Source organism: uncultured Tessaracoccus sp., from assembly GCF_947286155.1.
Taxonomy (GTDB): Bacteria; Actinomycetota; Actinomycetes; order Propionibacteriales; family Propionibacteriaceae; genus Arachnia.
Genome location: NZ_CAMYPD010000001.1, coordinates 70799 through 83084, shown reverse-complemented (window position 1 = coordinate 83084; position 12286 = coordinate 70799). Strand labels below are relative to the sequence as shown.

Genomic DNA, 12286 nt, shown 5'->3' with positions numbered 1-12286 from the left:
GCGAAACACCATCCACACACCACTCACCACTACGGGGTTCTGGCCCACCGCCTGCCCCTCAGTCAAGCAACCGTGCGTCGTGGACGATGATCGCCACTTGGGTGCGATTCGTGCAATTGAGCTTCGCGAGTACACGCGTGATCGCCGCTTTCACGGTCGCCATCGACTGGTACAGCTTGGCCGCGATCTCGGCATTCGACAGGCCACGGCCCACCTCAACGGCCACTTCGAGCTCCCGCTTCGACAAGGCTTCGAGCGCAGTGCGGGCGTCGCGCTCACGCTGGTCGCCGGGATTCGACGTCGCCGCGGTAATCACTGCTCCCAGCACCTGCGGTGACAGCGCCCGCTCCCCTGCCGCAACATGCTGCAGCAGCTCTACTATCTGTGGCGGCGGGGTGTCTTTCAACAGGAACCCGTGGGCACCAGCGCGCAGCGCTTCCAGTACGAGGTCGTCGGAGTTGAACGTGGTGAGCATGACCACCTTGGGCGGGCTCGGCAGCGCCAGCACCCGCCTGGTGGCTTCGATCCCGTCGAGGCCGGGCATGCGGATGTCCATGAGCACGATGTCGGGCTGTTGCTCCTCCACCAGCGCCACGGCGCCGTTGCCGTCGGAGGCTTCTCCGACGATCTCGAACGGCGACGAGCTGCCCCCGAGCATCATGCGTAGCCCAGCCCGCACCAGGGCGTCGTCGTCCACCACCGCCAGTTTCGTTCTCACCATGGCATCCACACCTCCACGACGAATTGTCCCGCACCGTCTACACCAGCGTGGAAACGGCCGCCGACGGTACCGACGCGCTCGTCGAGACCAATGAGGCCGACGCGTGCCCCGTCGGCTCGAGGCGCGGCCAGGCTGAGCGGATTCACGACGCGGATGGCGACCCCCGCATCCGGGCTTCCGGCCAGATCGAGCGTGACCGGCGTGCCGGGCGCGTGCTTCGCTGCGTTCGTGAGGGCCTCCTGCACAATCCGATATCCCTGTCGGCTGACCGTCGTGGGAGGTTCTCCCTCCAAGCTATTCGTGTAGGTGACGCGGCGTCCTGCGGCGCGCTGTGCGTCGATAAGCTCCCCGACGACGGCGAGCGACGGCTGGGGCGGGAGCACGTCGTCGCCCTCTTTCTGGCGTAGCTGGCCGAGGATCACCCGCAGTTCGCTGAGCGCCTGGTGGGAGCTCTCTTGGATGGTGTGCGCCGCTTGTTTGATCTCGTCGGGCGAGAGATCGTCGCGGTAGGCGAGCGCGCCGGCGTGCATGGAGATGAGCGAGATCTTGTGGGCGACGACGTCGTGCATCTCGCGCGCGATGCGGTTGCGTTCTTCGGCCCGCGACTCACGTTCTACCAGCAGCGCTTCGCGTTCGGCCATGTCGAGCCGTGCTTGCAAGGCGGCCGCTTCGGCGCGACGGGAGCCGAGATAGGAGCCGATGGCTGCGAGCGCGACGGTGAAGAGCGTCGAGAGTGTGACGGCAAACAGGCCTCGCAACACCACCTCGCTCACGCCTGACGCTAGGGGCGCTGCGTCGACGCTGATGGCATTGGTCGTGACGGCTGCTCTCGCCATCACCACGATCTGCAACACACCGACGAGCACCGTCGCCCACCAGCGGCGACGGGTACACAAGCTGAGGTAGGCCCACGCTGCGAACGGGAGCACTGGGGGGACGACAAGGCACGCGAGCACGAGCCCGACGGCGACCACCACAGGACGAGCAAACCGAAAGCGGATCACGTACAGCGCCGCACCCAGAGCGGCCAAGTGCACGGCGACGGCCTGCGGCGTGCTCCCGTCCGTCGGAACGGTGAAGAACAACAAGGCGCACAGCGATGCGATTGTGTAGCGCCAGACCTTGCCCCATCTACCCGGCCTGTACTCATCCATATCCTCAGCCTACGGGTGAGAGTCCTCCCAGCGGCAGCATCTTTGGGCTACCGACGAGGCATCGTTCGGACCGAGAAGTGCAGCCCTTCGCCCCTGGCTGTAGCCCAGCTGGCTGCGGTGTGCTGGATTCATGATCGAGTTCAAGCACCTCACGAAACGCTACGGCGACGTCACCGCCGTCGACGACATCTCTTTCGCCGTGCAACCCGGCACGGTCTGCGGTTTCCTCGGCCCCAACGGCGCCGGCAAGTCGACCTCGATGCGTTGCCTCGTCGGTCTCGCTACCCCCACGAGGGGTCAGGCGCTGGTCCTCGGGCAGCCCTACCGGGAGCTGGTCAACCCTGCCGCGCAAGTAGGAATCATGCTCGACGCATCGGCGCTGCATCCCGGACGCAGCGGGCGCGAGGTGCTCGTCGAGGGGGCAATGCTCTTGGGGCTCCCCCATTCCAGGGTCGACGAGATCCTCGCGCTCGTCGGTCTGACGCCCAAGGAAGCTAAGCGGAAGGTGAAGACGTACTCGCTCGGTATGCGGCAACGCCTCGGGATCGGGCACGCGCTGCTCGGGGCTCCGTCGGTGCTGGTGCTCGACGAGCCAGCGAATGGCCTGGACCCTGCTGGTATCCGCTGGATGCGCAACCTGCTGCGAGACTTCGCGCGGCATGGCGGCACCGTGCTGTTGTCTTCCCATCTGCTCCATGAGGTGCAGCAGATTGCCGATCAGCTGGTGATGATCGGCCACGGCCGCGTTGTCCACGACGGCCCCATGGCCGAGCTGCTCGCCTCCAGCGAAGACCTTGAAGACATGTTTCTCACCCTGACCGCCGACACCTCTCGCGAAGGAGCACTCCGATGAGCATCGCAACAGCCACCTACACCGACGTTCCCCTCGTCGATGCGCGACCGAAGCCGGTCACACTCGGCCGCGTGGTGGCCGTCGAGTTTCGTAAGTTCTTTCACACCGAGTCATTGCGGATGCTCATGTGCGCATGCCTCGCGCTGATAGGGGCCATGGCGATTGGTCTCGGGCTCGGATACACGACGATGTTCCTCGACGTCGAGACCGGCCAGCCCGTCTATGTGCCTTGGCTGACTTCCGCCACCGCGATTCGGCTCCTGGTGCAGTTGGTGTTCCCGGCGCTCATCATTGTGCCGGTGGCCTCAGAGTGGACCACCCGGTCGGCGATGACGACGTTCACCCTCGTTCCCCAGCGAGGAATGGTGGTTGGGGCGAAGGCGATCGTCGCCACGGTGGTGACGGTCGTCGGCTATGGGCTCATCGCTGGTACGGCACTGCTCACCACCTGGGCGACTCGGCTCGCCAACAGCATCTCGCTCACCGGTATGTGGGCGGATTGGGGCGAAGTGGGTTGTGAGTTCACCGTCTGGTTCCTCACGATGGCAAGCGCGTTCGCCCTGGCTCTGGTAGTGCACATCAGCGCTCTCAGCATCGCGATTGTGATCGGGGCTCCCATGGTGCTCCAGATCATTTCCCAACTTGGTGAGAGCCTCATGAAGGCGACCGAGTGGCTGAATCTGCAAACCAGCGCCGCCCTCGCGTTCCAAAGCGACGATGCCGCCGGCGTCTGGAAACTCGTCGTCGCCACCGCCTTCTGGGTGGTACTCCCTCTAGTCTTTGGCATTCTCCGCACGTTGCGTCGTGAGGCGGCTTGAGCGTCTCGCGACGAGCGAAATCCGCACTGGCAGAGACCCAGTCGTCAATTTGTGAGTCTTTTAGTCGTCAGTTTGTGAATCGATCAGTCGTCAGTTTGTGAATATCCGGTAGCTCGCTTCCTTCGACGAGGGCTGACCAATCACCTTTCTTCGTCGCACCCGCGGCCAGCGTCGATACGAGTAGTGCTCGTCCCGAATGTAACTAAGCAGCACCGAGTGGGAGCACCCAAACATGGGTGGGGGCTCGTTCAGGCTTCCCCGAACGAGCCCCCACTCGGTGTGTTGTTCCGACTACGAGGTCATGAGTCCGTCGGCGTGATAATCATCGAACGATCCAAGCTACTTATCGTGGGAGCTCACCCGAAAGGTTCTCGTGATCGCTGGCCCTCTGAAGTTTCGCCGCGGTGACACCCAGTATCTGTCAGGAAGTGCCATGCACACGGCGGTGTCACTTTGAGGCAGTTTTTGTAATCGATATCAGTTTGATACCTGGATGACCCGCTCCGGTCCTTCAGCGCCGGATATCGCATCTGGCGAGACGTGCTACCACTTTGAACTTCTACGAAGCCATCCCGATATGACGATGAGCACGAACCCGACGAACGCAAGCTCAAAGAACCCAAAACCTCGAGACGGGAACCCCGGCGCCATGTGATGGAGATCGATGCCCAGGGCTTGGAGGATGCCGAAGTTGCGGAGGAACGGCAGCGCAAACAAGCCGACGCCCACCACAAGCAACACGATGCCAACAGTGCCTCGGACACTCATACGCTTCTGGGGCGCCTTGCTCCCGGGCTGGACGTCTGCGAAATCGGAGTACGAACGTCGCGATTCGTACCCGTACTGAGCAGACTCAGGTGCCGCCTCCGAACGCCCAGGTTCCGGCTGGTCGAAGTCGTAAGGCTGCTGTTCCATGTGTGTCTCCCCTCTGGTCGCATCAGTGTAAGTGTCGGCCGGTCCGGCTGGGGCGTGCAGTTTCACCGTCGGCTCATCGAAGCCCTACCCTGAACCCGACGACTGAACGCAAGGCGGTCCCCCATGGCCGGTGGACTGGCAGCGTTCCCTTCGAGAGCGCCTGGCACATCACAAGGAGGGTGGCATGAACACACCATTTGAACTAGCAGTTTGCGCAGAGATGCAGTTTCTCGATCTTCCACTCACTGAGCGGGTGAAACGCATCGGCGAGTTCGGCATCGCCGCCGAACTCTGGAACTGGCATGAGGAGCACGTCGACCTCGAGGCTATCGCTGCCACCGGAGTGCCGGTGCTCAACATGAACGCATACATCTCAGGCAACCTCACCGATGATGAAGAGATTGAGCGTTTCCTCGATACTGCGGAGCAGGGGGCGATCAAGTCCAAGATTCTGGGCAAGCCTCGACTCAACTTCCACGGCACTGGCCTCGGTGAGGGAGGCTTCCCGGTGAAGCCGGTACAAGTGGTAACGGGCGCCATGTGGGCGAAGGCTACGACAACGCTGCTGCGACTTGCTGACATCGCCGAGTGGCATGACGTCGTCTACCAAATGGAAAACCTCAATCTTCCCGTGGATCACGCGGGCACGCCGTTCTCCCATCCGGATGATGTGTTGGCACTGATTAAGGCTGTCGATTCACCACGGATCAGGATGAACCTCGACCTGTATCACGCACAAATTGGCGACGGGAACCTCATCGCAACCTGCGAGGCGGCCCTGCCATATCTCGGAGAGGTGCAGGTGGCGGATGTTCCTGGACGGTGTGAGCCTGGAACCGGTGAAATCAACTACCGCAACGTAGCGAAGCACCTCCATGCCATGGGGTACACCGGCACCGTGTGCATGGAGGCGTGGGCAAAACACGATTCCGCAACTGCCATCGAGACCTTCATCGAAACCTTCTCAAATCTCGACGACGAGGAGTAGTGCCCAGCGCGGGAAAGAGTAGGTAGTCCCGAAGCATGGATCTTCCTCGGGGACCCATAGACACGCCATTCGGATTGGCCACGCCAACATAGACAACGACAGCATCAACGCGGCGGTGGCCATCGCCACCTGTGTTTCAGAGCTGAGAGCCATGAAACAGGTGCATCAAACTACACACCAATTTCAAAGTAACTGAGAAAGTACAGCTCAGGCTAGACGGCACTTGAGACGCAACTCCAGGTAGTCGACGCTCATGTGGTGACGAAATGCTCTGGCTTACTCTGCGAGGGCTCTGAATGAGCAGATACCTCCGGAGGCGGGTGGCTCGTGGCGTCGAACTGCGAACCACCCGCCTCCGTTGAGCAGTCACTTCTCTCTGATCTCTACCTTTTCAAACTTGGCGGCGGACTTGTACGCGAAAAGAGCCATAGAGCCCGAGCTGTAGGTACTGTCGACAGCGCGAACCCGTTCGACACCATCGACAAATCCCTTGAGAGTGCCCCCTTCGCTCACGAGCTCCAAACGGTACTTTCTGCCCGGTACGACATTAAAGGGTTCAGCGTCCAAAACCTTGTACGGACGTTTGGACAGTTTCACCAGACCATCCGCATCATCAAGAATCAAGTCATATCCGCTGCTCCCAAAATCGCGAACGCGAGAGGAAAGACCGACCGCATTGCCAGATACCAGAGTCACGTCTGCGACGAGGCGGGACTCGGATGCTTCCGATGAGGGAATAAGTGCCCACGCATCTCCAGATGCTGTCACTGTGATCCGCTGGGAAGCGCCCGTCCACTTGCCTGCATTGGCCGACCATGAACCAACTTGTTGCTCCTGCACATCCTTGACTAGCAGCGGTGTAGGTAGTTTATGGATAGTGGGATTAGTGAATCGTGCTGTCGAGGAGTAGGCAAACAGCCCGGATTCTCCAGAAGCGTACGTTGTGTCAATAGTTCTCAGTATTTCGACACCATCAATGCGTCCGATGACTTCATCACCCTGCACCATGAGTTCCAAGAGGTACGGGCGTTCCAGGTTTACTGTCATTGCCTGGCTAGCTAGAACTTTGTAGGGTCGCTTAACGAGCTTTGCTTTGCTATCGACACGGTCAATAATAAATTCGTAGCCCGTGGTCCCAGCGCCGTTCGATCTCGCGAAGAGCCCCACAGCGTTGCCGGAGTCTAAGGACGCCTCGGCGCTTACCCGAACGTCCGCCCCAGAGCCCCCGGGAGCAGTCGCCCACGCATCGCCTGCTGTGTGCACGATCCCGCTCCGCTCATCAGCGGCATCCCAAGAACCGCCTGTGATGGCCCAGTCATTAACACTGGACATTGATGGAGACGCTTGAAGATTGCTGTCCGACATGTCGACTTCAATTGTTGACTCCTGCGTGTCGATTCTTGGCACAGTGACCCAAACCCAGCGGCTATCTCCGCGCGTTTCTTCGTCTGTATGAACAGACTGCCCATTGACTTTCGCTCCTTGAACTACGGAAGTCGAGGCAAAGGGGCCTAGCCGAACTTTGACATCATTCACAGATGTATCGGCACTGGCAGTCATTCGCGCTCTTAATGAAGAGAGCTCATATCTGTAGCTCATTTTTGCCCTCTTCATGGCCCCTTCACCGCGAACAGTGACCGGCCATTCGCGAATCTGAGCTGTCTTCCAACCGAGTGGGAGACGAGGTGCCACAGTGACCTGTGACCCCGCCTCGAGCTGATCATCAAGCCCAACGATGATTCTTGAGTTCTTGAGGAACAGGATGTACTCAACGAGATTGAGATCCTCAGAACCGACTCCATTGCCGTCACCAGGAGGGCAACCCAACTTCGGATCAGACCCGCGGTCATCGGCGTTTACCTCACGCACAATCAGATTTGGTGACCATTCAGCATAGTCGGCTTCATTGTCCCAACCAATCGAAGGATTCTTCCCATAAGGGAGAAAATTGAGGTCGTAAGAGTTAAACGTTACATGATTAATGTTACGCGTCGCATCTCCAATACGGTCACCTTGCAGCATGGAGTTCAACGGCCATCCACCGCGCTCCGAGAGGACGCCGTATGAGGTTCCGAATCCACAGACATGTCCTGAGCGTGACCAGTCTGGCCAGAAAGTTCGCTGATGGAAATCCAAAGTGAGATCGCTGATCCGTCGCATCACCGGATCGTCACCTTCAAGACCATAATAGAGATCTTTAGCAGCTCCCACAGAGTGCCAGGCAGCGAATGGGCTCTTGGGCATGGTTCCATCTTTTCGGACACCATACTTCCAGGTACCCGCCCTCATTTGACGCCCGTCCCAACTATCACCAGAACGCCACACAAGATTCTTTAGCATCCCCTCACGAAGTTTTACGGCCGACTCTTCCCACCGTTTCCCATCGTGATTATATCCTCTTACCTTTGCAGATTCAGCTGCTGACAGCAAGACATAATATGATGTTGCACTCGCATAGATACTCTGAGACATACCTGATGTCTCCCAGTTCAGTCCCTCCACGAGATTCTGGGGACTTTCTTCGACCATGTTAACGAGTCGATTCATGCCAGAGCGGATGACAGGCCAGTACTTCTCCATGCTCCCCTGGGAATAGTTATCAGCTCGCAGCAAACCCAGCATTGCGGCAAACAATTGATTACCTGCTGCAATGTCCTGATCATAGTGACCGCTTGAGTCCGGCTGGGTGTAGTTAATAATTTCTCTGACCCTATCAAGCTCTCCGTAATGCAGCAGTTCAAGCGCGGCCGGACCAACATCTGCGATAAAGAGAGTGTTGGCAAACATTCCATTCGTCATGGAAGAGTCGACAAATCCAGAGTTCTTATCGTTCAACATGTTCAATGTGAAGAACATTGAAGTGTTGGCGAGCCTCGTGAAGGCGTCGGCTTGCGCATTGCCCCCAAATTTGACACGTAAGCCCTCGGGATCCATAGATGTATCTGATGGCACGGACACCAGAGCTACAAAGTCTCGCACAGCATCATCAGTCACGGTTATCGACACTTTGTTACCAGACGCTCTGAGCTGGCTGGTAACATCGATATCGACGACTCTGTGGGCTTTAACAGCTCTATCAACTTCGGGAGTTCCACTATCCCCCACATCGAGGATAATATTCCCACGGCCATGGTTCCAACCCCCTATAGTTCGCGCCTGAGCTCCTGCGAGGAGAATATATCGGCGACTAGGGTCGATACGCTGATCCCAGGAGAGAGTTATTTTGCCATTTTCTGTGAGTGCGGTGTAATTTTCGCCCACTTTCAGGACTTTTCTCTCCCCTTGAAACTCATTCCCAAATCCATCTGGTAGCCCTACGTTCCATTCAAGGCGTGAATTCCACCAGAGAGCTTCGATCCTCTTACGCAGAGTGGAGGAGGTTCCAAGTTCCAGGTCGTAGAGGTTGGGACCCCAGCCGTCGCTCGGATCTGCGTCCCTGAATGTCACCGTGACATAACCAGTGCTCCACATAGAAGGATCATCCAGAAGGAATTCCCGGGCTGTGTAGTCACCTTCTCCTGAATTTCCCGTGTTAAGGATCTGCGTATCCTTGTTTACCGTCACCACAAGCTCGCCCTTGGTCACCATAGTGAGAATCAAAGGTCCAGGTTCCTTTTTGGCCACCGGTATTCGATAGGAGAACCAGTCATTCCCATCTGCCCAACGCTTGGTTGCCCAGGGACGTGGGAAGTGGATGGTGGTGGGTGCGTAGCTTCCAATACGTGGAACTTCCTTTTCTACTTGAGAACCATGATCTTCGTAAAGATACTTCTCTCGATAAGGCCCCTCTAAGTCACCAGGAAATATTTCGTCGAAGTAGGACGATATAGATGAAGGTGACGCATCTGCTAGGCTCAAACCCAAGGACGAGAATCCGGCAACCAAAAGAGCGAGCGCCGACACCCCTGCAACTACTTTTCTTCTCATGGCTTTTCATCACCCTCAACGATTAGTTTTCCTGTAAACTCTCCCAGCCGATCCTCAAAGCTGCACTGTCCATCGAGGCGATGCAACAACCCAAATCCATTTCTGTGAACAACGGGCCATGCTCCGGGTAGGCCTTTCCTGACTCTCAAGTCTCCCTCTGACGTCGGAACGACACCTGCTCGTGCCTCAAGAATCGACCAACCTGCCATGGCCCGAACATAGTGATCGCCACATTCGATCTCATTGAATGGATTGCGGCGTCTTCCGTCGTAGCGAGCCCAGACCGCATCCGTGATCCGTGACGACAGGTCATGCAGACCTTCGAAGGCACAATGGGACGCCACTTGGTACTCGACGCCAGTCCAAACCTCATCCGCATATCGAGTGGGAACGCCTGGTCTCTCACCAAGCGGCCAGGTGCACGTCAATAATCCCGCTTCAGAGCCTTCTGCATACACTCGATAGCCATGTTCAAATCCCGTGAAGTCATCTCGCAAGTTATATTTTACGATAGATTTCAACGCAGTCTTGACATGTTCAGGATCCAGAATATAACCGAGCCCTAAGACGTGAGCCCACCATTGTCCAATAAGCTGATCTGAGAGGCATCCAGTGACCCACTGATAGTTGGGATTGTCGCTAGGATCAAGCCGCTGCTCAAAGTACTCTCCATTAAACAGAGACTCATAGGCGTCTCTGGATCGCTCGAAGGCGATACGAGCTTTGTCAGCGACCTCTTCATCGTCCATTAGCTTGGCGAGTTCCTCGCTAGCTCTGAGCGCAGCCAGATACAGCGTTCCCATGAAGGTGTTTGATCCTGCAAGATCAATATCATGCGTGCTGGGCTGAATGCCATGCAGGAATCCGTCGCCTTGGTTATCCCATTTCTCCTGAATGTACTCCATGAGTTTGCAGAGGCCAGGCCAAATTTTCGTTAGCCAGTCCAATCCTGCTCCACGCTGTACTTCCCTCAACGTTTTCACAACCGCTCCTAGCATGCCATCGAGCGCCGGATCTATAGGGCCACCAATGGGTTCATCCCAAAGTTGTGGCAAATACGTGGGAACGACAACGCGATGAGGGATGTACCCCGTCGGGTGCTGCATAACCTGGAACTCTGTTTCCCTCATGTCCCGTTCGATCTGTGGGAAGATTGCGGCCGCAGCCTGCACATAGTTCCAAACGTGCGTACAGTTCAACGGGCAAGACCCTCCAACGTCAGCATTCCACATACGCGTAGAGGCACCGAGAACTCCTTCAAATCCCAGCCACCGACCGTCAGCCGACTGGAAGACTGAAGGAGATCTGAGATACGAAGGCTGGGCGGCGAATCTCTCAACCGACACTGGATCCAGGCTGCTGTCTGCAAGGCAGCCTGTCCAGAGACGGGTACGTTCATGAAGTACGTCCCATCTACGGGCAACGTCCGCGAAGGCGTCCGTCGCAGAGGGATAAGTCGTCGCGTAGTGGTTACCCAGCCAAAACTTAGTGGGACCGAACTCTGGACGTTCAGGCCCGAACTGGCCAAAGTTCACATACCTATTCGGAAATGACCATGTGATCGCAAAGCGAATCTGAATGGACTCCCCTGGCTCCAGGTCGAAGCGGGGTGCCACCATTCCTGCCCATGTACTTCCAGATCGAGAAGATCCAGACACCTCCGCTGGCCCGTGCGGTTGTGGGATTAACATAGACGCTGATGGTCGATCGATAGGAACGCCCATGGCGCGTGTCTCAAGGAACCTAAACAGCTCTGCTTCAGAGGAATATTGCCTTAGGACTGGAGCAGTCGCCTGGTCACAGGCAACTACCATATCGCCCTGACCCGGGTGATACTCGTCAAGATTGTGATTCTCAAGGATCAAAGAAGTCCAACCGTCATGACGAGACACACGGTTCGTATTGCCACCCATGAGCGGATTCTTAGTTCCTTCAAAAGGAGTAACTCCGTCCCAACCGACGGCATTGAGCATGGATGCACCGAGCCATCCAAAAACCGCATGTGGCGATCGATTAGTCAATTGAAAGCTAAACATAGCTGCGGGGATAGAACTATCATCAGTTTCTAGGGGCACTAATGGATTGAAGGCATTTAGAGAGACGTCGAGCGGCAAATCATCATCGTGGAAATCTAGCCAGGCCTCGGGGTAGATAGACCGAAATGATACCGATTGAACACCTCTAGTCAGCGCAATATTCTTTTGCCATGGCGGAATGAAGTCATCATTCGTAAGAGATGTTTGTGGATGCTCTAGAACCTTCGTTTGGAGTACACGCACCTCGTCGAGCGGCGGCTCAACACAGCTTACTCGGAGAGCGAACAATGAAAGAGGAAGGTCTCCAATGTGATTTCCGATATTGTGAAGTTGCCACTGGCGAAGTGCGCCATCTGAGCAAATAGCCATGTTCCCAGTCCCAAGACCCCCCACTGGCATGGCGACGAAGGGATGGCCAGAGTGATCAATGCATGAACGATCAAAAGGCATAGACATACGGGCTCCTTATACTGATTCATTAGTTAAGACGAGAGGAAGGCCTTTCAAGATCCCAAAGCTGAGGACGATGGCCACGATCGGAGTCGTAAAAAGAATGAGCGCGGGCCAAGTGGCCAACGAAAACATAGCTACCATGACCCCAAGGGCCAAGCTTCCCAGAACAGCCGGAGCTCGTCGAGACGCAACTGCCCACGTCCCAGGACGAATACTCGGAGGTAGGCAACTCAACACAAGGTCGGTGCAGGCAAATACTGCAGAGAGGACAGTAAATCCAATGGCGGGCCCAAGTGCGAATTGCGAAACGAGACTTCTATCCGAAAGAGCAAGAATGAGCAACGCGATGCTAGTCGGAAGTGGGATACATCGCACGATCTGGCGTGGAATATCCCTAAAACACTGAATAATCCATGTTCGC

8 protein-coding genes are annotated in these 12286 nt (G+C 57.0%); 3 read left to right on the top strand and 5 right to left on the bottom strand.

Annotated features, from left to right (window positions below; translation table 11 throughout):
• Positions 1 to 58 precede the first annotated feature (58 nt).
• Together Q0X68_RS00400 and Q0X68_RS00395 are read right to left on the bottom strand one after the other, a co-directional pair.
• The gene (locus tag Q0X68_RS00400) at positions 59 to 721 is read right to left on the bottom strand and encodes a response regulator transcription factor (RefSeq protein WP_297745898.1); all 663 of its coding nucleotides are present in this window, start codon (positions 719 to 721) and stop codon (positions 59 to 61) included.
• On the bottom strand, positions 715 to 1875 hold the full coding sequence (locus Q0X68_RS00395; RefSeq protein ID WP_297745895.1) for a sensor histidine kinase: 1161 nt from the start codon (positions 1873 to 1875) through the stop codon (positions 715 to 717). The genes Q0X68_RS00400 and Q0X68_RS00395 overlap by 7 nt, the downstream gene beginning before the upstream one ends.
• Positions 1876 to 2005: 130 nt before the next feature.
• Here Q0X68_RS00395 and Q0X68_RS00390 point away from each other — a divergent pair, with 130 nt between their 5' ends.
• Together Q0X68_RS00390 and Q0X68_RS00385 are read left to right on the top strand one after the other, a co-directional pair.
• Positions 2006 to 2728 carry an ABC transporter ATP-binding protein gene (locus Q0X68_RS00390; protein WP_297745892.1) on the top strand — a complete coding sequence of 241 codons (723 nt, stop codon included), beginning with the start codon at positions 2006 to 2008 and terminating at the stop codon, positions 2726 to 2728.
• A complete protein-coding gene (locus Q0X68_RS00385; protein WP_297745889.1) occupies positions 2725 to 3546 on the top strand; it encodes a hypothetical protein in 822 nt (273 codons plus the stop codon). Before Q0X68_RS00390 ends, Q0X68_RS00385 begins: the two co-directional genes overlap by 4 nt.
• Before the next feature lie 543 nt (positions 3547 to 4089).
• On the opposite strand, the gene Q0X68_RS00380 is transcribed toward Q0X68_RS00385, so the two are convergent.
• Complete coding sequence (locus Q0X68_RS00380) at positions 4090 to 4461, bottom strand: hypothetical protein (RefSeq protein WP_297745887.1); 372 nt, start codon at positions 4459 to 4461, stop codon at positions 4090 to 4092.
• 184 nt (positions 4462 to 4645) lie between these two features.
• Here Q0X68_RS00380 and Q0X68_RS00375 point away from each other — a divergent pair, with 184 nt between their 5' ends.
• Positions 4646 to 5449, top strand: coding sequence for a TIM barrel protein (locus Q0X68_RS00375; RefSeq protein ID WP_297745883.1), 804 nt, complete (start codon positions 4646 to 4648; stop codon positions 5447 to 5449).
• A 366-nt stretch (positions 5450 to 5815) separates the two neighbouring features.
• Here the strand turns inward: Q0X68_RS00375 and Q0X68_RS00370 are convergent, their stop codons facing one another.
• Both Q0X68_RS00370 and Q0X68_RS00365 read right to left on the bottom strand, forming a co-directional pair.
• Positions 5816 to 9376, bottom strand: coding sequence for a hypothetical protein (locus tag Q0X68_RS00370; protein WP_297745881.1), 3561 nt, complete (start codon positions 9374 to 9376; stop codon positions 5816 to 5818).
• The gene (locus Q0X68_RS00365) at positions 9373 to 11868 is read right to left on the bottom strand and encodes a GH116 family glycosyl-hydrolase (RefSeq protein WP_297745878.1); all 2496 of its coding nucleotides are present in this window, start codon (positions 11866 to 11868) and stop codon (positions 9373 to 9375) included. The genes Q0X68_RS00370 and Q0X68_RS00365 overlap by 4 nt, the downstream gene beginning before the upstream one ends.
• Positions 11869 to 12286: the final 418 nt, after the last annotated feature.